Source organism: Plantactinospora sp. CA-290183, assembly GCF_050936375.1.
GTDB lineage: Bacteria > Actinomycetota > Actinomycetes > Mycobacteriales > Micromonosporaceae > Plantactinospora.
In genome coordinates this window covers 162,532-180,255 of record NZ_JBNJMX010000003.1, presented here as the reverse complement: position 1 = coordinate 180,255, position 17,724 = coordinate 162,532, and the positions used below count along the sequence as shown (strand labels likewise).

Genomic DNA, 17,724 nt, shown 5'->3' with positions numbered 1-17,724 from the left:
GTCAAGCCTTCACGCGGGTGTTTTCGTCACGTGCGGCAAAACCGCAGCTACAGGCCGCATCCGGCGCCGCGCCTCCGGACGGTCGGGTCGAGCGCACGTGCAGGTGCACGTGAGTAATCCTCACGCGGCGCCGCCGACCCGACCGGCGGGGTGGATCAGCCGAGCAGGCCGGCGTCGCGGGCCGCCCGCAGCGACGGCTTCATCCGGTACGTCGGACCGACCTGGGCCGCCACCGCGTCGATGGTCTTGAGCCCCTCACCGGTGTTGTAGACGACCGTCTCGGCGTCCGGGTCGAGTCGGCCGCTCGCCACCAGCTTCGCCAACACGGCCACGGTCACCCCGCCGGCCGTCTCGGCGAAGACCCCGGTGGTACGGGCCAGCCGCCGGATGCCGTCGCGGATCTCGTCGTCGTCCACGTACTCCATCCAGCCCCCGGTACGACGCACCGCCTCCAGCGCGTACAGGCCGGCGGCCGGGTCGCCGATGTTGAGCGACTTCGCGATGCCGGTCGGCCGGACCGGGGTGATCACGTCCGTGCCGGCGTGCAGCGCGGTGGCGATCGGGTTGCAGCCGGCCGACTGCGCGCCGAAGACCCGCCACCCGTTGGCCGGCGCCTCGACCAGACCGATCTCGACCAGCTCGCTGAACGCCTTGTCAATCTTGGTGAGCAGCTCGCCGCTGGCCATCGGGATGACCACCTGCTCGGGGATTCGCCAGCCGAGCTGCTCGGCGACCTCGTACCCCAGGGTCTTGGAACCCTCGGCGTAGTAGGGCCGGACGTTGACGTTGACGAACGCGGTGTCCTCGAACTCGTCGGTCTCCACCAGCTCGCCGCAGAGCCGGTTGACGTCGTCGTAGGAGCCGTCGATCGCCACCAGGTCACCGCCGTAGACGGCGGTGGTGACGACCTTGCCCTGCTCCAGGTCGCCGGGGATGAAGACGATGGAGGGGACCCCGGCGCGCGCGGCGTGCGCGGCGACCGAGTTGGCCAGGTTGCCGGTGGAGGCGCAGGCGAACCGGCTGAAGCCGAGGCCGCGGGCCGCGGTCAGGGCCACCGAGACGACTCGGTCCTTGAACGAGTGGGTGGGGTTGGCGCTGTCGTCCTTGACCCAGAGCGGGGCGCGGATGCCGAGGTCCGCGGCGAGGGCGGTGGCCGGGATCAGCGGGGTGAACCCGGGGTCGAGGGTGATCCGGGTGGCGGGGTCCTGGCCGGTGGGCAGCAGCGGGGCGTAGCGCCACAGGTTGCGCGGGCCGGCCTCGATGTCGGCCCGGGTCACCCGGGCCAGCAGGGCCGGGTCGTAGCCGACCTCCAGCGGGCCGAAACACTCGTAACAGGCGTGCTGCGCGGCGAGCGGGTATTCGGTACCGCAGCCGCGACAGACCAGGACGCGGGCCGGGTTCGGGGCCACCGGAGTGGTGTGGGTGGGAGTCGCGTCGATGATCGACGTCATGGCGAGGCCGTCCTCTCATCTTCCCCAGCGCCGCATCGCGCGGCGGGGACGGATTTGGCACCTGCCTCGCCAAGGCCTCGTCATCGAGACGGCGAAGTGGTTGCCGGGGCGTCAACGGGCCGTATCCCTCAGCCCCTCTGGATGAGGTATGCAGTTGTGCGGGTCAGTCTACGGCGCCGTACCTCCCCCTGTCCCGGCCCATCCTCCCGTTGTGAGCAAGATCCCCCATGATCAGCGTGATCAGGGAGTACCGCTGGCGTGTCGTCGGCGTGTCGGGATGCCGGCTCCCTGATCACGGTGATCACGCTCGTGCCGGCGCCGAAATCGGTCGCCTAGGCTGGCGAACACGCCGAATGCGCAGTTGGGGTGGCCAGGCGGCGGCGGAGAGACGGGAGCAGAAGATCTTGCAGGACGCGATGCAGGCCGGAACCGTCCGGATCACCGGGGCGGGCGGCGACGAGATCGAGGCGTACCTGGCCCGGCCGCTCGGCCCGGCGCCGCACGGCGGGGTCGTGGTCATCCACCACATGCCCGGCTACGACGAGCCGACCAAGGAGATCACCCGGCGGCTGGCCAGCTACGGGTACGCGGCCATCTGCCCCAACCTCTACAGCCGGGAGGCGCCGGGCGCCAGCCCCGACGACGCGGCCGCCACGGCGCGGGCCGCAGGCGGCGTACCGGACGACCGGCTGGTGGGCGACGTGGCCGGCGCGGCCGACCACCTGCGAGGGCTGCCCGCCGCGAACGGCAGGGTCGGGGTGATCGGCTACTGCTCCGGCGGGCGGCAGGCCTTCCTCGCCGCCTGCCGGCTGCCGCTGGACGCCGCCGTCGACTGCTACGGCGCGTTCGTGGTCGGCGAGCCGCCGGAGGACTTCCCGCTCCGGGTGCCGCCGCTGCTGGACGAGGCGGGCTCGCTGCACTGCCCGCTGCTGGGCATGTTCGGGGCGGAGGACCAGTACCCGTCGCCGGCACAGGTGGCGGAACTCGACCGGGAGCTGACCCGGCTCGGCAAGCCGCACGAGTTCCACAGCTACGACGGGGCCGGGCACGGCTTCTTCGCGGTCAACCGGCCCGCCTACCGGCCGGAGGCCGCCACCGAGGGCTGGCAGCGGATCCGGGAGTTCCTCGACCGCCAGCTCAGCGCCTGAGGGAGACCGCCATGTGCACGTACCTCACCGAGAAGTGCGAGATCGACGGCAGCGGGAAGGGCGCGGGAGGCTGGTTCCCGCTCAGCCACGCCACGGTCTACGTCGACCACCCGACGCACGCCCCGTACGCCCACACGCTGAACATCGACTTCCTGAACCCGGCGGCCGGGCCGGGGGCACGGGTCGCGGTCGAGCTGACCGAGGAGTCGGCGCTGGCGCTGGTGGCGGCGATCCAGGCGGCGCTCGCGTCCGCGCCGCCCGGCCTGGCGAGCCGCGACCAGCGGGTCTGACCGGCCCGCGCGGGTGGGGCGGGAAGGCCCGGCCGCCCCGCCCGGTTGTCGACAGCGGCAGCTCAGCGCTAGCCTACTGGACATGTCTGGACAGGTTAGCCGGCTGAAGCACCAGCGGATCGCCGACGAGTTGGCCCGGGAGATCCGGGGCGGCCGGCTGACGCACGGTGCGCAACTGCCCGGCGAGCACGCGCTCGCCGCGCGGTTCGACGTGAGCCGCACCACGGTGCGGCAGGCCCTCACCGAGCTGGGCCGGCGCGGGCTGATCTCCACCCACTCCGGCAAGGGCTCGTTCGTCACCTTCGACGGCCGCCCGCTCGACGACCGGCTCGGCTGGGCGCGCGCGCTCGCCGAACAGGGAGTGCCGACGACGGTCCGGGTGCTCCGGCTGGAGCTGGTGCACGAGCCCGAGCTGGCGGAGCGGTTCGACCTGCCCACCGCCGAGTACGTCGCCGTGGACCGGCTCCGGTCACTCGTCGACGGCCCCGCGATCTCCATCGAGCGGAGCCGGATCCCCGCCGTCGGGACCCTGCGCGAGCTGCCCGGCCGCGGGCTGACCGGGTCGCTCTACGCGGCGCTGCGGGCCGCCGGCCTGGCGGCGGCCTGGGGCGAGGAGTGGGTCGAGCTGGCCCCCGCCACCCAGACCGACGCGGACCTGCTCGGTTGCCACCGGGGGAAGCTGCACCTGCACACCCGGCGACTCAGCCGCGCCGCCGACGGCGGCTTCGTCGAGCACGTCGAGAGCCTGCTGGACCCCGAGCGGTTCCGGCTGCACCTGCGCTTCGGGGAGAGGCCGGCATGAGCCCGTCGACCGGTGGACCACAGGTGCCCACACAGCCCGGCCCGGCGCAACCCGCGCGCCCCGCGGGGTCGTCGACGGTCCAGGCGCGGGCGGTCGGGGCCCTCACCGGACTCGCCGTCGGCGACGCGCTCGGCATGCCGACCCAGTCCCTGCCCCGCGAGCGGATCCAGGCCCGGTACGGCCAGCTGACCGGTTTCGAGCCGGGCCCCGCCGACCAGCCGATCGCCCCCGGCATGCCGGCCGGCGCGGTCACCGACGACACCGAACAGGCGGTGCTGCTGGGCCGACTGCTCTTCGCCGGCGCCGGGCGGATCGACGGACACCGGCTCGCCCGGGAACTGCTCGCCTGGGAGGATGACATGCGCCGCCGGGGGTCGCTGGACCTGCTCGGCCCGTCGACCCGGGCCGCGGTCGCCGCCGTGGCCGCCGGTCGCCCGATCGAGGAGGCCGGCCGCTTCGGCACCACCAACGGCGCCGCCATGCGGATCACCCCGGTCGGCATCGCCGTACCCCCGAGCGACCTGGACCGGCTCGTGGCGCGCGTGGTGGAGGCGAGCTGGGTCACCCACAACACCGGCGTCGCGCTCGCCGGGGCCGCCGCCGTGGCCGCGGCGGTCAGCGCCGGCCTGGACGGCGCCGACCCGGCGACCGCGACCGCGACCGCCGTCCGCGCCGCACAACTCGCCGGCACCCGCGGCCACTGGATCGCCGCCGCCGACGTCGCTGCCCGGATCGACTGGGCCAGCCGCCTGGTCGCCCACCGGCCGCCGGAGGAGGCCGCCGAAGTGATCTACCGCCTCGTCGGGACGAGCGTGGCCACCCAGGAGTCGGTCCCGGCCGCCTTCGCGGTGCTCGCCGTGCACCCGGACGACCCGTGGCGGGCCTGCCTCCTCGCCGCCTCCCTCGGCGGCGACTGCGACACCATCGCCGCCATCGTCGGCGCCATCGCCGGCGCCACCCACGGCGTCGACGCCTTCCCCGTCACCGCGCTCGAGACGATCGACGCGGTGAACCACCTTCCGTTGACCGACATGGCGACCCACCTGCTCGCCCTCCGTCAGCAGCAGAGCTGACGCCGGTACCCGCAGGGAAAGGCAGGACGAAGATGTCCGCGACCGAACTGGCCGGAACCTCCCCGGCCGACAGCAACCGGATCGGCGCCGTCGAGACCAGGGGCATCGAACCGGTACCACCCGCCGAACGCACCGGTGGACCGGGCCAGCTCTTCTGGGTGTGGTTCGCGGCGAACATCTCGATCCTGGGACTGCCGCTGGGCGCCACCCTCGTCGCGCTGCGCGGCATGAACATCTGGCAGGCCCTGCTCGTCGCCGCGATCGGCTCCTTCGGGTCGTTCGCCCTGGTCGGGCTGATCAGCGTGGCCGGCAAGTGGGGTGGGGCACCCAGCATGACCCTGTCCCGGGCCGTCTTCGGCCCGCGCGGCAACCACGGGCCGACCCTGGTCTCGTGGCTGTCCCGGGTCGGCTGGGAGACGGTCAACACCACCACCGCCGCGTACGCGCTGCTGGCGCTGCTCAGCATTGTCTTCGGGCTGAAGGCGAACCCGGTGTTGACCGTGCTCAGCCTGCTCGTCTTCGTCGTGCTCACCCTGGTGGTCTCCGGGCTGGGGCACGCCACGCTGGTCTGGATCCAGCAGTGGGCCACGTACGTCTTCGGGGCGCTGAACGTGCTCGTCGGCGCCTTCCTGGTGACCCGGGTGAACTGGGACGCCGTGCTGAACGCCCCGGCCGCCCCGGCCAGCGTCGTGATCGCCGGGATCGGCGTGATCGCCGCCGGCACCGGCATCGGCTGGGCGAACGCGGGCGCGGACATGGCCCGCTACCAGCACCGGCACGTACCGGGCCGGCGGATCGTCGCGGCGGCCTCGGTCGGCGCGGGCGTACCCCTGTTCCTGCTGATCGGGCTCGGCGGCCTCCTCTCGGCCGGCGACGGCAGCCTCGCCGCCGCCAGCGACCCGGTCTCGGCGATCCAGGTGATGCTGCCGTCCTGGATGGCGGTGCCGTACCTGCTCGCCGCCTTCGGCGGGCTGCTGCTCTCCAACAACCTCTCCGTCTACTCCGCCGGGCTGACCATGATCACCCTCGGGCTGCGGACCCGCCGGGTGATCGCCGTCGGGCTGGACATCGTGCTGACCCTGGCCGGCGGCGTCTACTTCATGCTGATCGCCGGGGACTTCTACGGACCGTTCATCACCTTCATCTCGCTGCTCGCCGTGCCGATCACGGCCTGGGTCGCGGTCTTCCTGGTCGACATGCTCTTCCGCCGGGAGTACGACCCGCGCGGCCTGATGGACACCACCTCGACCGGCGTCTACTGGTACCGGGGCGGGTTCCGGTGGTCGGCGGTGCTGCCCTGGCTGGCCGGCGTCGTCGTCGGGCTCCTCTTCACCACCGCCTCCACCTCGGCCACCGACGTCTGGTTCGCCGGTCCGCTGGCGGACTCCTGGCTGGGCGGCAACGGGCTCGGCTGGGTCGCCGCGTTCGTGGTGGCCGGCGGGCTCTACCTGCTCGCCTCCGTGACGTCCCGCCGCCGGAGCGGCGGGCCGGAGCTGGCCGGCGCCACCCGACCGGACGCCCCGGTCGACGGCCGGCCGGTCGGGACCCGGCCGTGACCGCCCGGCTGGTGCACACCGGCAACGTCGTCGTGGACGTGGTGATGTACCTGCCCGGACTGCCGGAGCCCGGCGGGGACGTGCTGGCCACCGAGAGCCGGATCACCGCCGGGGGCGGCCTCAACGTGATGGTCGCCGCCGCCCGCCAGGGCCTGCCCAGCGGGTACGCCGGGATGCACGGGACCGGTCCGTTCGGCGAGCTGGCCCGGCGCCAGCTCGCCGAGGCGGGCATCGAGATCGTGCAGCCCCGACTGGCGGACCGGGACACCGGGTTCAGCGTCGTCATGGTGGACCCGGGCGGGGAACGTACCTTCGCCACCAGCCCGGGCGCGGAGGCCCGGCTCGGGCCGGCGGACCTGGCCCGGATCGAGCTGCGCCCCGGCGACCTGGTCTACGTCTCCGGCTACAGCCTGGCGTATCCGGTGAACGGACCGGCGCTGGCCCGGTGGCTGCCGACGCTCGACGCCGGGATCACCGTCGTCGTCGACCCCGGCCCGCTGGTCACCCAGATCCCGCAACCGGTACTGGCCCCGGCGCTGGCCCGCGCCGACTGGTGGAGCTGCAACGAGCGGGAGGCGGGGCTGCTCACCGGACTCGGCGACCCGGCCGCCGCCGCGGCGGCGCTGGCGACCCGGACCGGGCGGGCCGGCGTGCTCGTCCGGACCGGCCCGGACGGCGCCGTGCTGGTCGAGGGCGACCGGCCGCCGGTCATCGTACCGGCGTTCCCGGTGACCGTGGTGGACACCAACGGCGCGGGCGACGCCCACGTGGGCGCGTTCGCCGCCGCGCTGGCCCGGGGCCTCGACCCGGCCGACGCGGTACGCCGGGCCAACGCCGCCGCCGCGCTCGCCGTGACCCGGCGCGGCCCCGCCACCGCCCCGACCGCCGACGAGGTCGACATCCTGCTCGCCACCGCACCGGTCGACTGAGCGTGCGCGCCCGTCCGCCACCCGGCGGCCGGGCCCCGGCGACGCCGGCTACTTCCGTCGGCGTCGCAGGGTCTCGCGCAGGAGCAGGACGCCCACGAAACCGGGCGGGATGGCAAGGGCGCCGGCCGCGTACCCCAGCCACGACAGCCACGGCCGGTCCGGGACGTCGGCGCGGGCCAGCTTGCGGCTGCTGCGGTAGTTGCCCAGGTCACCGACGCGAATGGTGGCACCGATGTCGGCGGAGGTGAAGACCGCACCGACGGTCAGATGCTCGACCCCGCCGCCGGCCCAGGTCACCTCCACCTCGCAGCTCTCCCAGTAGCCGAACCCACGGTTGGTGATCGGGCCGTGCGGCACGCAGGAACTCACCGTCGCCTGGCCCTCGCGCCTGGCGTCCGCCATGTCGTAGCCGGCCAGCCGGTTCAGGGTGACGGCCACCCCCAACAGGCTCGCCGCCAGGACCAGCACCCCGGCGAGGAACAGGAACGACCGCAGGGCGCCGCCGGTCCGCCGTACCACCGCGGCGGCGGGATCCCGGGCAGCGGCGTCCCGCTCGGCGTCCTGACGGTCCAGCTCCCGCTCCTGTTCCCTGATCTCGGCGAGACGCCTGGCGATCCGGTCGTCCGGCGGTTCCACCACACTGCCCTCCCTAGAGCGGAAGCTCGATGCGACTCGGGGACGGGTTGTCTTCGCGCAGCGTATCGCCGGCCTGCCCGCTGTTCTGCGCGCCGTTCGTGTGGGCCGCGGAGCGCCCGGTGTTCTCGGCCGCCTGGCCGACCGAGCCGTACACCGAGGTGTGACCCCGGCCGAGCGTGTTGTACGCCTGCCGGAAACCGCTCAGGCCGGGCCCTCCCTCGAACGCGGCCTGCATGCGGAACGCCTCCAGCCGCAGGGTGTTGCGGCTGGCCTGGCCGATCTGCGCGAGGATGGTGTCGCACTGACCGGTGAACAGGCCGATGCGCTTGATCGACTCGAACAGCCGCCGCAGCAGGTTGAGAATCTTGCTGCTGGTCTTGCCGACCAGGACGGCGATCTCGGCGGCGACCTTGGGGATCAGCACCACCGTGAGCGCCTGCAACGCCTTGGAGATGCAGGCCCCGACGACGTCGGCCACGATGTCGCGGATGGTGTTGCGGATGACGCCCACCATCGCCCCGACGATGGTGGTCGCCTTGCTCATCGCGTCCGCGATCGCACCCAACGCCTGCACCGACTCCGCGTGCGACCGGGCGCGGGCCCGGTAGGCCGCCGCCGCCTGCGACGTCCACGCGGCGGTGCTCCGGTTGACCTCGTCGACGAAGAAGTCGGTGGCCTGGTAGATGCGCCGCTCGATGTTGTACCAGCTCTGGGCGTGGCCCTCGATCGCCTTCGGGTCGCCGGCCAGCTTGTCCAGCGGCTCGCGCAGGAAACTGACGTGCTCCATCAGCCAGGCGACGCCGGCGGCGAAGACGGCCTGCAGGGGATCCATGATGGCCCCGAGGGCGGAGAGGCCGCCGGCCACGAGGTTGCCCCCGACACCCAGCCAGTCCTGGTTCCGCATGCCGTCGGCGATCCCGCAGGCCGACTCGAAGATGCCGGCGCCCTCGTACGCCTTCGTGCCGCCCTCGGCGGCGATGAGGGTCGGCCGGGTGAATGCCGCGTCGGTGCTCATTATCGGGTGCTCCTGATCCGTTCGGCGGCGGCGCCGTCGGTGATGTCGACGTTGTCGGCCAGCGCCCGCAGCAGCTCCGCCAGGTGCGCCGTCGCTTCCGCCCCGGAGCGGATCTCGCTGACCGCGCGCTCCTGGATCGGATTGAGAATCGGCAGGAACAGCGGGCTGCACAGGATGCCGTAGACCTCGTCGTGCAGGTCGAGGTACTCCGCCCCGGCGGTGGCCTCCCGGCACATCTCGGCGGCCTCCTCCACCATCTTGGAGTGCTGGCGAACCTCCGCCGTGGCCAGTTTGATGTCAGGACTCGTCATCGCCGGTCATCCTCCTCATCCTCGGGCGGCTCCGGGAACTGTCTGGTGTAGACGCCGCTGATGAAGGACGCCGTCTCCGAGCCCGGGCCGTACAGGCTGCCCACCAGGTCGGCCATCTGTTGCGCCATCTTCGCCTGCGCCCGCTTGTTGGTGTCGAGAACGGTCTCGGCGAGCTCCCTCGCCGACAGCCGCATCGCCCGTTCGCTGAGCCGCAGCGCAATCATGCCCCCGGACGAGTCGACGGTCACGACGGCCTCGCCGCCCCTCGACTCGACCGATGCCTGGTTCTGCTCCATACGCTCGCTGAGTTCGGCGGTGAGCATCGTCTGCTGCTCCACCCGGCGCTCCCAGTCGACCAGAAAGTCCTCAGGATCCTGTGGCATCGCGTCCTCCCCCCGTGTCCGATCGGGGAGTCTAGGCACACCGGCCCCCGCGCATGGGTCCCGGCGAATCCGAAGAGGACGTTTGATATCCATTCGCGACAATCGGCCGCCGGCGCCGGTCCGTTCGGAGGAGCCGGCACCGGCATGCCGGACACGCCGAACCGGGGGCCGTGGTGACCCCCGGTTCGGCCGGCTGTGACCCCGCGAACTCCCGCTCGTGCCGGTCCTAACGCGGGACCAGCAGCGGAGCCAGGGCCCGCAGCTGCGGCAGCAGCTCCGCCGGCCCGTCGACAAGTGGCTGGACGCAGACGTGGTCCGCGCCCGCGTCGTGGTGCTCCCGGATCCGCTCCGCGACCGTCTCCGGGTCGCCCCACGGCACGATGGCGTCGACCAGGGCGTCGCTGCCGGCGCCGGTCAGGTCCTCCTCGGCCCAACCGAGATCCTTCAGGTTGTTCAGGTAGTTGGGCAGCGTGAGGTAGAAGGACGTGTACCGCCGGGCCTTCTCCCGGGCCAGGTCGGGATCGGTCTCCAGCACCACGGCCTGCTCCGGGGCCAGCACCGGCTCCGGTCCGAGGATCGCGCGGGCGCGCGCGGTGTGCTCCGGCGTGACGAAGTACGGATGCGCGCCCGCGCTGCGCCGTGCCGCCAGCTCCAGCATCCCGGGACGCAGTGCGGCCAGTACCCGCGGGGCCCGCTGCGGCAGCGGCCCCTCGTACCCGGTCTCGTCGATCGCGTCGAGGTAGGAACGCATCGCCGCGAGCGGCCGCTCGTAGTCGTGGCCGCGGGCCCTGACCAGCGGCGCGTGACTCACCCCGAGCCCGAGCAGGAACCGCCCGTCGTACGCCTCGGCCAGCGCGTTCGCGCCGTTCGCGGCGGCGGTGGCGTCCCGGACCCAGATGTTGGCGATGCCGGTGGCGACCACCAGACGCCGGGTGGCGCCGAGCAGGATCGCCGAGTGGACGAGCGGCTCCTTGTTGCTCGGGGTCTCCCCCACCCAGAGCGCGCCGTAACCCAGCTCCTCCACCTCGGCCGCGACCGTACGACCGAACGCGGCCGGCTGCCCGCCGAGCACCCCCGTCCAGACCCCGACCGGACCGATGCGCCGCTTCACCTCGGCCGGGTCGACGTCGGACCGCTCTTGCTGAACCATGGCATCCCCCTGTTCGGAACCGATCGCCGTCACCTCCCGACCGTATGCCGCGGCTCGACCGGACGCCCGGAGGCCACGCGGACAGCCGGCAGGGTCACACCTGCCTCGCCATCGGCCCGACGCCCGCCGGCCCGTCGGATCCGACGAGGTCGCGCTGCTCAGGGTCCGACCCGGTCCCCGTCCCGCTTGACGCGCCGACGGATGAGGAGCCAGCCGGCGAACAGTACGCCGGGCAGCACCCCGATCAGCGGCGGCAGCGCGGCCGGGCCGTACACCAGGGATGTCAGCGGGCCACGGATCTCGGGCAGGCCGCCGACCTGGTACGTGTCGTACGGCCCGTCCTGGCAGGTGACGGTGACCGGTCCCGCCCCCGGTACGTCGAAGGTGCCGAGCAGCACCGTCACGACGCTGTCGCTGTTGTCGGTGAACAGCACCGAGGGCTCGGACAGCGGCAGCGTGCCGCCCCGGGCGTCGACGAGGTCGCACTGGCTCGTGGACATGTCGCCGCCGTACAGCCGGAAGACGGCGTGCCGGCCCGGCGCCAGCGGGACGGTCGTGCGCTGACCGCCAGCGACGGTCACCGCCCCGTCCGGCACGAACCGCCCGGTGGCGAGTTCGGCACCGACCCGGACGAAGTCCGGCACCACCAGGAGCCCGCCCACCGCGACGGCGACGGCCGCCAGCAACCACCGACGACCCGGCGGCGGCTGAGGGCCGTCGACCGTCGGGGCGGCCGCCTGGCGGCGCAGCAGTCCGAGACCGTAGCCGAGGGCGCCGACGAGCACCGGATAGGTCATGCCGGCCAGCCACGGTCCGGCCGGCCGGGACCGATTGTTGGTCAGGTCCGCGTCGAGCGGGACGACGTACCGGTAGAGGGCGTCGTTCGCCAGCAGGGTGAGGGCGGTCGCCGCCGCGCCGACGCCGAGGACCAGGAGCAGGCGTCGGCGCAGGACGGACCGGTCCGCGTCCGCCGGGATCTCCGCGCCGTGGAGGTAGCCGAGCAGCAGCGCCAGGACGGCCGCGACCACCGTCGCGGCGCCGGTCAGTTCGGACAGCTCGGGTCGGTAGCCTCCGTACCGGCTGCCGTCGAGCCAGACCAGTGCGAGAAACAGCCCGGCCGGAATCCCGACGCAGAGTACGGCGAGCGGGGCCAGGGACCGGACGGGACGCGACATCGTCGTCAGGCTAACCGACCCCGGTCGATGTGGCCGCCCGCCGGCCGCCGCGCGCCCGGGTGGCGGAGGCGCCGGTGGTCATCCGGGCAGCCGGGGCAGCAGCAGCTGGGCGACGTCCAACGCCCGGCGTACCCGGAACCGGGGGCGTGGTGATCGCTGCCCCCAGATGGACGTCAGGGCAGGTCATGGCATGCCCCCCGGCTATGGACTAACCTGTTAGCTAAGGAGGGGTCACATGTCGAGCGAGCCCGTCGCGCAATTCAACATCCATGACGCCAAGACGAACCTGTCCCGGATCATCGACCGGGTCGAGCACGGCGAGGAGATCATCATCAGCCGCGCGGGCCACCCGGTCGCGAAGGTCATTCCGCTGATTCCGCGGGTGGACCGCACCGGTCGCGGCTCCCTACGCCGCAGGCTGGTGGCGGCCGAGGACTGGGACGACCCCGAGGTGAACGAGGCCATCAGTCGCGACTTCGGCATGGCCCAGTGAGCCTGCTGCTGGACACCCACGTCGTGCTCTGGTGGCTGACCGACGACCCGACTCTGGCCGACGACGTCAAGGAACGCCTCGACCACGAACCCGACGTCTACGTCAGCGCCGCAACGATCTGGGAGATCGCCATCAAGCAGGCGATCGGAAAGCTCAAGGAACCGGCCGACCTGCCGGAGCGGGTCCGGTACAGCGGCTTCCGGGAGCTACCCGTCCGGTCCGACCACGTGATCGTCGCCGGGCGGCTTCCCATGATCCATCGTGACCTCTTCGACCGCATTCTGGTCGCGCAGGCACGGTGCGAAGATCTCACTCTGGTCTCGCGCGACCCCGAGGTGCAGAGGTACGAGGTTGCCCTACTCATGGTCTGACACCGCCACGCGTTGGCGGTGCCTGTTCCTCTCCCGGCCGATCAGCCTCGGCGATCACCCGGGCAGCCGGGGCAGCAGCAGGTACGCCACGTCCAGCGCCCGGCTGGCCGGGAACGGGTCGCCCGGCGTCCAGTCCTCGGCGGTCCATACGTCCGACAGCACCGCGTGGACGAAACCCCAGGCGACCACCCGGTCGACCGGCATGCCCAGCCCGTCGGCGAGCTGTTCGACCCGGGCCGGCACCAGCGCCGTCAACGCCGGATCCCGGTCGTCCGGCTCCGGGTTGTAGAGCAGCGCACCGACCTCGTACCCGGGGTCGCCGACGAAACCGTGCGGGTCGATCGCCAGCCACGGCTCCCGTTCGGCGCGCAGGATGTTGTCGTGGTGCAGGTCGCCGTGCAGCACCATCCGCTCCGGCGCCGAGGCGCAGAGTTCCCGCATCAGGCCGTTGGCCCGCACGATCAGGTCGGTCGGCAGCGGACCCCCGTCGCCGAACCGGGCCAGATGGTCGTCGAACCCCTGTGCCAGGGTCAGCAGGTCGGGCAGCGGGCAGCCCGGGGGCGGCGGTACGGCGAGCTTCCGCAGCACGTCCACGGCGATCGAGGTCGCCTCGGTGTCCCGGGCCGGCACCAGGTCCCGCAGCCGGTCACCGGGCTCGGCCCGCTCCAGCAGCAGGGCACCCCGGTCGAGGTCGGCCCGGAGCAGGCGTACCGCACCCCGGCCGGCCCAGGCGTCCAGCGTCGGCGCCTCGGTACGCAGCGACTCCCCGCTCGGCACCCCCAGCTTGAGCACCGCCCGGGTGCCGTCGGCGCAGGTCACCGCCGTCACGTAGTGGTACGCCAGCTCGTAGGGTCGGTCGGGGGTGAGCTGCCAGTCCCGGCAGGTTTGGGCGAGCGTCTCCAGCAGGCCGGCGAGCCAGCGCCGTCCGTCCTCGCCCCAGACCGTCACCACGTTGCGGGTCAGCACCTCGTAGGACACCCCGTGACGGTAGCCGATCAGGAGGTGATGTCCTTGCGGGTGAAGCGGTAGAAGGCGAGGCTCCAGAAGAGCGTGGCGTAGGCGACCGCCGAGATGATGCCGCGCACCATGTCGTCGGACTGCACCGGCGTGGAGAGCAGGCCCAGCCAGGCGCTGCTGTAGTGCGTCGGCAGGAAGTCGCGCAGCACGCCGAGCGCGGTGATCTGGTCGAGGATGCTGGAGAGGATCCAGAGCAGCACCGCCCCGCCGACCGCGCCGAGCGCCGCGTCGGTGGTCACCGAGAGCAGGAACGCCAGCCCGGCCACCACCAGCAGGACGACCGCCAGATAGCCGAGGATGCCGAGCAGCCGCAGCAGCCCCTCGCCGGCCGGGATCTGCGCCGCGACCGTGCTGCTCAACGGCGCCCAGCCGTACCGGAGGGTGCCGGCGAGCAGGGCGGTGCCGGCGAGCAGCAGCAGGGCCAGCAGCGAGTACGCCAACGCGACCACCAGCTTCACGGCCAGCAGCCGGGCCCGGGGCACCGGCACGGCCAGCAGGTAGCGCAGGCTCCCCCAGCTCGCCTCGCTCGCCACCGTGTCGCCGCAGAACAGCGCCACCACGACGACCAGCAGGAAGGACGAGGAGACGAGCAGCGAGAAGAGGGTGAAGTTGAGCCCGCCGCTGGTGGCCAGCTCGATCAGGCTGCCGAACTCGCCCCCGCCGTTGTCGTCGTCCCCGCCGTTGTCGAACTGGAAGGCGATCAGAATGATCAACGGCAACAGCACCATGAACCCGAGCGCGAACTGCGTCCGGCGGCGGGCGGCCTGGCGCCGCCACTCCGCGCCGAGCGAGAGGGTGGCCCGGGGGCGGTAGCCGGGCGCCGCGCCGGCCGCGTCCGGCGTACCGGCGGGCCGGCCGCCGGGGTCGGCCGGACTGGTTTCGGTGGCGGTCATCAGCGGTCCCCGCTTCCTCGGGAGTTCTCGCCGACCAGGGCGAGGAAGGCGTCCTCCAGGCGGCGCCGGGGCACCACCCGGTCCACCCCGATCCCAGCCCGGACCAGCTCGGCGACCACGTCGCTGCGGGCGGTGCCGTTGGTGTCCACCACCAGCGCACCGTTGCTCTCGGGCAGCACCCGTACCCCCTCGATCCGGTCCAGCACGGCCCGGGCGGCGACCGGGTCGGAGACGTCGAACTGGGTGCTCGGCGACTCGCCCACGATCTCGTCCACCCGGCCCGCGGCGACGATCCTCCCCTTGTGTACGACGACGGCGTGCGTACAGGTCTGCTCCACCTCGGCCAGCAGGTGGCTGGAGACCAGCACCGCCCGCCCGTCGGTGGCGTACCGGCGCAGCACCCGGCGCATCTCGGCGATCTGCGGCGGGTCCAGCCCGTCCGTCGGCTCGTCCAGCACCAGCAGTTCCGGCAGGCCGAGCATCGCCTGTGCGATGGCCAGCCGCTGCCGCATCCCGTGGCTGTAGGTGCGGATCCGGCGGTGCACCGAGTCACCGAGCCCGGCGATCTCCAGCGCCTCGTCGAAGTGCGCGTCGGCCTCCGCCCGCCCGGTCGCCCGCCAGTACGCCCGCAGGTTCTCCAGGCCGCTCAGGTGCGGCAGGAACCCCGGCCCCTCCACCAGCGCGCCGATCCGGGAGAGCACCGGCGAGCCGGGGACCAGCCGGTGACCGAAGACGTAGATCTCCCCGGTGGTCGGCTGGGTCAGCCCCATCAGCACCCGCAGCGTGGTGGTCTTGCCGGCCCCGTTCGGCCCGAGCAGCCCCACCACCTGGCCCCGGTGCACCTCGAAGTCCACCCGGGAGACCGCGACGAAGCCGTCGGCGTACTCCTTGCGCAGCTCGCGGACGACCAGCGGGATGTCGGCGTACCCGGGATCCACCGAGGTGTCGTGCCGGCGGTGCCGGCGGCGGATCACGGCGACGACCACGACGAGCCCGAGCACGATCGCGGCGAGCAGGCCGAAGAGGACCCACCGCCACAGGGCGGCCGGGGTGGCGAGCGGGTCGCCGGTCAGGGTCGGCAGCGAGACCTCGGCGGTGCCGGGGGCACCGGCCGGGCCGGATCCCGCCGCCACCGTGTAGGTGACCGGCTGCGGCGGGGTGGCGTAACCCTGGTCGGAGGTGGCGACCACGATCCGGAGCCGGTGGCCGGCCTCGATCCGGCGCACGATCGCCGGCAGGGTCACCCGGACCGGCTGTGCCGCCTCGATGCTCGCGGGCAGGCCGGTCAGCCGTACCGGGGCGACGAGGCCGTTGGAGAGCGCGGCGGGACCGGTCGGGTCGACGTCGTAGAGCTTGACGAAGAGCACCGCCTCGCCGGTCGGCGACGCGGCGCGGATCTCCACGGTGGGTGAGCCGGCCACGTCGATCGCGTCGGCCAACGGCGCCGACTCGAACCGGGCGTGCTGGCCGGGCAGGTCCCCGGCCACCCCGTCGAGCAGCGACGAGAAGCCGCCGGCGAACGGCACCGACGAGATCGCCGCCGGGTTGCCGTTCGGCGGGTTCGCGATCGGCTGCGCCGGCCCGGCGACTCCGACGGCGGTCCGGGCCGTGCCGTCCAGGCCGGGATAGTCGGCGGTCTGGTAGCCGGAGGCGACCAGACCGCGGTCGAGTGCGTCGAAACCGGAGATCCGGGACCAGGTGAAGCTCCTCGACGGCGCCTCGCCGGCCCCCTTGACGTAGTGGTCCAGCCACTGGGCCATCAGGAAGCGCAGCCGGTCCCGGTCGGTCTGCGGACCCTCGCCGCCGTCGTGGCCGCCGGTGAACCAGGCGACCCGGACCGGGGTGCCGGCCGCCGCGATCCCCCGGGCGTTCGCGTCCGCCTCACCGAGCGGGAAGAGCGTGTCCGCCTCGCCCTGGACGAGCAGGGTCGGCGCCTTGATCCGGTCCAGCACCCCGGCCGGGCTGGACCGGCGCAGCAGCGCCACCGCCTCCGGGTCGCCCCGGCCGGTGGTGGCGATCCGCAGGTACGCCGCGCAGACGTCGGGCGCGAAGCGTCCGCAGGCCGGGTCGACCGGGGTGGCGCCGGGCGCCGCTCCCGGAACCTGGCCGGGGATCCCGCCCGCCGGCAGGGAGTTTCCCGCACCGTCGGCCTCGTCGTCTGCACCGGTGCCGCCGCCCGGCGGGCCGAGGCCGCCGCCGAGGGCACCGGCGCCACCGCCGCTGCCGAAGAAGATCCCCGCCCAGCCCTTCTTGAACACCCCGTCGACCGGTTCCCGGCCGCTGGACTCCGGCAGGAACGAGCCGGCCAGGTCATGCCAGGTGATCATCGGAACGATCGCGTCCACCCGGGGGTCGTGGGCCGCGAGCAGCAGGGCCAGGCCGCCGCCGTACGAGCCGCCGACGACGCCCACCCGGGGGTCGCCGGGCGCGTCGGTACGGATGTCCGGCCGCTGGGCGAGCCAGTCGAGCAGCCGGGACGCGTCCCGTACCTCGTAGTCGGGGTTGTCCAGGTGGATCTGCCCGCCGCTGCGCCCGAAGCCCCGGGCGGTGTACGTCAGCACCGCGTAGCCCAACTCGGCCAGGTCCTCGGCATCGGCGCGGACCGACTGCTTCGTACCGCCGAAGCCGTGCGCCAGCAGCACGGCCGGCACCGGGCGCTGCCGGCTCGCCCCGTCGGGCAGGAAGAGCCGGGTGTCCAGGTCGACCGGCTGGTCACCGCCGGGTCCGGACCGGACGGTCAGCATGGCGTCCGTTGTGGAGAAGGACGGCCGCTCCGGCCACGCGGCCCAGCCGACCAGCCCGGCGAGCAGCACCAGCACGACCGAGCCGGCCACCACCCGGCGCCGGGTCAGCCGGGACCGCACGCGCCCGGCCGGGGCCGTCGTGCCGGCGTCGGCCTGTCGGTCCCGCCCGGCCGGGCGCAGGGCACGACGCAGCCGTGCCAGCAGTGGGGAAGGCATGGGCACACCGTACGGCGCCGATCCTGAGCGTTGGCTGAGTTCCCCTCGTTGTGGCCCGGACCGGCCCGCCG

Annotated in this window: 18 protein-coding genes and 1 riboswitch; of the genes, 8 read left to right on the top strand and 10 right to left on the bottom strand. The window is 73.5% G+C overall.

Annotated elements, in window-relative coordinates; all coding sequences use genetic code 11:
• Window positions 1-155: 155 nt before the first annotated feature.
• Window positions 156-1,451, bottom strand: coding sequence for a threonine synthase (thrC, locus tag ACQEUR_RS08935; protein ID WP_433028236.1), 1,296 nt, complete (start codon window positions 1,449-1,451; stop codon window positions 156-158).
• A 12-nt stretch (window positions 1,452-1,463) separates the two neighbouring features.
• Window positions 1,464-1,599: riboswitch (SAM riboswitch) on the bottom strand.
• Window positions 1,600-1,804: 205 nt separating this feature from the next.
• Here thrC and ACQEUR_RS08930 point away from each other — a divergent pair.
• From ACQEUR_RS08930 to ACQEUR_RS08905, 6 genes are all read left to right on the top strand, one after another.
• Entirely contained in the window at window positions 1,805-2,599 is a 795-nt protein-coding gene (locus ACQEUR_RS08930; RefSeq protein WP_433028234.1) for a dienelactone hydrolase family protein, read from the top strand.
• An 11-nt stretch (window positions 2,600-2,610) separates the two neighbouring features.
• Window positions 2,611-2,889, top strand: coding sequence for a DUF6295 family protein (locus tag ACQEUR_RS08925; RefSeq protein WP_433028232.1), 279 nt, complete (start codon window positions 2,611-2,613; stop codon window positions 2,887-2,889).
• Between the two features lie 82 nt (window positions 2,890-2,971).
• Complete coding sequence (locus tag ACQEUR_RS08920) at window positions 2,972-3,691, top strand: GntR family transcriptional regulator (protein ID WP_433028230.1); 720 nt, start codon at window positions 2,972-2,974, stop codon at window positions 3,689-3,691.
• Complete coding sequence (locus ACQEUR_RS08915; RefSeq protein ID WP_433028228.1) at window positions 3,688-4,764, top strand: ADP-ribosylglycohydrolase family protein; 1,077 nt, start codon at window positions 3,688-3,690, stop codon at window positions 4,762-4,764. Before ACQEUR_RS08920 ends, ACQEUR_RS08915 begins: the two co-directional genes overlap by 4 nt.
• A 32-nt stretch (window positions 4,765-4,796) precedes the next feature.
• Entirely contained in the window at window positions 4,797-6,320 is a 1,524-nt protein-coding gene (locus ACQEUR_RS08910) for a purine-cytosine permease family protein (protein WP_433028226.1), read from the top strand.
• The gene (locus tag ACQEUR_RS08905) at window positions 6,317-7,249 is read left to right on the top strand and encodes a PfkB family carbohydrate kinase (protein ID WP_433028224.1); all 933 of its coding nucleotides are present in this window, start codon (window positions 6,317-6,319) and stop codon (window positions 7,247-7,249) included. The genes ACQEUR_RS08910 and ACQEUR_RS08905 overlap by 4 nt, the downstream gene beginning before the upstream one ends.
• A gap of 48 nt (window positions 7,250-7,297) precedes the next feature.
• Here ACQEUR_RS08905 and ACQEUR_RS08900 read toward each other — a convergent pair whose 3' ends face one another.
• From ACQEUR_RS08900 to ACQEUR_RS08875, 6 genes are all read right to left on the bottom strand, one after another.
• Window positions 7,298-7,888 (bottom strand): DUF6346 domain-containing protein, encoded by a 591-nt coding sequence (locus ACQEUR_RS08900; protein WP_433028222.1) that lies wholly within the window; start codon window positions 7,886-7,888, stop codon window positions 7,298-7,300.
• Between the two features lie 10 nt (window positions 7,889-7,898).
• Window positions 7,899-8,900: a hypothetical protein gene (locus ACQEUR_RS08895; protein ID WP_433028220.1), complete on the bottom strand. Its 1,002-nt coding sequence runs from the start codon at window positions 8,898-8,900 to the stop codon at window positions 7,899-7,901.
• Window positions 8,900-9,211, bottom strand: coding sequence for a type VII secretion target (locus tag ACQEUR_RS08890; protein WP_433028218.1), 312 nt, complete (start codon window positions 9,209-9,211; stop codon window positions 8,900-8,902). Before ACQEUR_RS08890 ends, ACQEUR_RS08895 begins: the two co-directional genes overlap by 1 nt.
• Window positions 9,208-9,594 carry a YbaB/EbfC family nucleoid-associated protein gene (locus ACQEUR_RS08885; protein ID WP_433028216.1) on the bottom strand — a complete coding sequence of 129 codons (387 nt, stop codon included), beginning with the start codon at window positions 9,592-9,594 and terminating at the stop codon, window positions 9,208-9,210. The genes ACQEUR_RS08890 and ACQEUR_RS08885 overlap by 4 nt, the downstream gene beginning before the upstream one ends.
• Window positions 9,595-9,820: 226 nt before the next feature.
• Window positions 9,821-10,744, bottom strand: coding sequence for an LLM class F420-dependent oxidoreductase (locus ACQEUR_RS08880; protein ID WP_433028214.1), 924 nt, complete (start codon window positions 10,742-10,744; stop codon window positions 9,821-9,823).
• A 158-nt stretch (window positions 10,745-10,902) separates the two neighbouring features.
• Complete coding sequence (locus tag ACQEUR_RS08875; protein WP_433028212.1) at window positions 10,903-11,919, bottom strand: hypothetical protein; 1,017 nt, start codon at window positions 11,917-11,919, stop codon at window positions 10,903-10,905.
• A 235-nt stretch (window positions 11,920-12,154) separates the two neighbouring features.
• On the opposite strand from ACQEUR_RS08875, the gene ACQEUR_RS08870 reads away from it, so the two are divergent.
• A complete protein-coding gene (locus tag ACQEUR_RS08870) occupies window positions 12,155-12,412 on the top strand; it encodes a type II toxin-antitoxin system Phd/YefM family antitoxin (RefSeq protein WP_433028210.1) in 258 nt (85 codons plus the stop codon).
• Entirely contained in the window at window positions 12,409-12,783 is a 375-nt protein-coding gene (locus ACQEUR_RS08865) for a type II toxin-antitoxin system VapC family toxin (RefSeq protein ID WP_433028208.1), read from the top strand. The genes ACQEUR_RS08870 and ACQEUR_RS08865 overlap by 4 nt, the downstream gene beginning before the upstream one ends.
• 54 nt (window positions 12,784-12,837) lie before the next feature.
• On the opposite strand, the gene ACQEUR_RS08860 is transcribed toward ACQEUR_RS08865, so the two are convergent.
• Genes ACQEUR_RS08860 through ACQEUR_RS08850 form a run of 3 tightly spaced genes read right to left on the bottom strand, consistent with a single transcriptional unit; the run spans window position 12,838 to window position 17,653 of the window.
• Window positions 12,838-13,761 carry an aminoglycoside phosphotransferase family protein gene (locus tag ACQEUR_RS08860; RefSeq protein WP_433028206.1) on the bottom strand — a complete coding sequence of 308 codons (924 nt, stop codon included), beginning with the start codon at window positions 13,759-13,761 and terminating at the stop codon, window positions 12,838-12,840.
• A 17-nt stretch (window positions 13,762-13,778) separates the two neighbouring features.
• Window positions 13,779-14,693, bottom strand: coding sequence for an ABC transporter permease subunit (locus tag ACQEUR_RS08855; RefSeq protein WP_433028203.1), 915 nt, complete (start codon window positions 14,691-14,693; stop codon window positions 13,779-13,781).
• The gene (locus ACQEUR_RS08850) at window positions 14,693-17,653 is read right to left on the bottom strand and encodes an alpha/beta fold hydrolase (RefSeq protein WP_433028200.1); all 2,961 of its coding nucleotides are present in this window, start codon (window positions 17,651-17,653) and stop codon (window positions 14,693-14,695) included. The genes ACQEUR_RS08855 and ACQEUR_RS08850 overlap by 1 nt, the downstream gene beginning before the upstream one ends.
• Window positions 17,654-17,724 lie beyond the last annotated feature (71 nt).

Coding starts and splice junctions, on each gene's coding strand:
- ACQEUR_RS08910 (WP_433028226.1), top strand. CDS start 4,797: ATGTCCGCGACCGAACTGGCCGGAACCTCCCCGGCCGACAGCAACCGG.
- ACQEUR_RS08870 (WP_433028210.1), top strand. CDS start 12,155: ATGTCGAGCGAGCCCGTCGCGCAATTCAACATCCATGACGCCAAGACG.
- ACQEUR_RS08890 (WP_433028218.1), bottom strand. CDS start 9,211: ATGACGAGTCCTGACATCAAACTGGCCACGGCGGAGGTTCGCCAGCAC.
- ACQEUR_RS08915 (WP_433028228.1), top strand. CDS start 3,688: ATGAGCCCGTCGACCGGTGGACCACAGGTGCCCACACAGCCCGGCCCG.
- ACQEUR_RS08880 (WP_433028214.1), bottom strand. CDS start 10,744: ATGGTTCAGCAAGAGCGGTCCGACGTCGACCCGGCCGAGGTGAAGCGG.
- ACQEUR_RS08930 (WP_433028234.1), top strand. CDS start 1,805: ATGCGCAGTTGGGGTGGCCAGGCGGCGGCGGAGAGACGGGAGCAGAAG.
- ACQEUR_RS08850 (WP_433028200.1), bottom strand. CDS start 17,653: ATGCCTTCCCCACTGCTGGCACGGCTGCGTCGTGCCCTGCGCCCGGCC.
- ACQEUR_RS08920 (WP_433028230.1), top strand. CDS start 2,972: ATGTCTGGACAGGTTAGCCGGCTGAAGCACCAGCGGATCGCCGACGAG.
- ACQEUR_RS08925 (WP_433028232.1), top strand. CDS start 2,611: ATGTGCACGTACCTCACCGAGAAGTGCGAGATCGACGGCAGCGGGAAG.
- thrC (WP_433028236.1), bottom strand. CDS start 1,451: ATGACGTCGATCATCGACGCGACTCCCACCCACACCACTCCGGTGGCC.
- ACQEUR_RS08885 (WP_433028216.1), bottom strand. CDS start 9,594: ATGCCACAGGATCCTGAGGACTTTCTGGTCGACTGGGAGCGCCGGGTG.
- ACQEUR_RS08855 (WP_433028203.1), bottom strand. CDS start 14,693: ATGACCGCCACCGAAACCAGTCCGGCCGACCCCGGCGGCCGGCCCGCC.
- ACQEUR_RS08875 (WP_433028212.1), bottom strand. CDS start 11,919: ATGTCGCGTCCCGTCCGGTCCCTGGCCCCGCTCGCCGTACTCTGCGTC.
- ACQEUR_RS08895 (WP_433028220.1), bottom strand. CDS start 8,900: ATGAGCACCGACGCGGCATTCACCCGGCCGACCCTCATCGCCGCCGAG.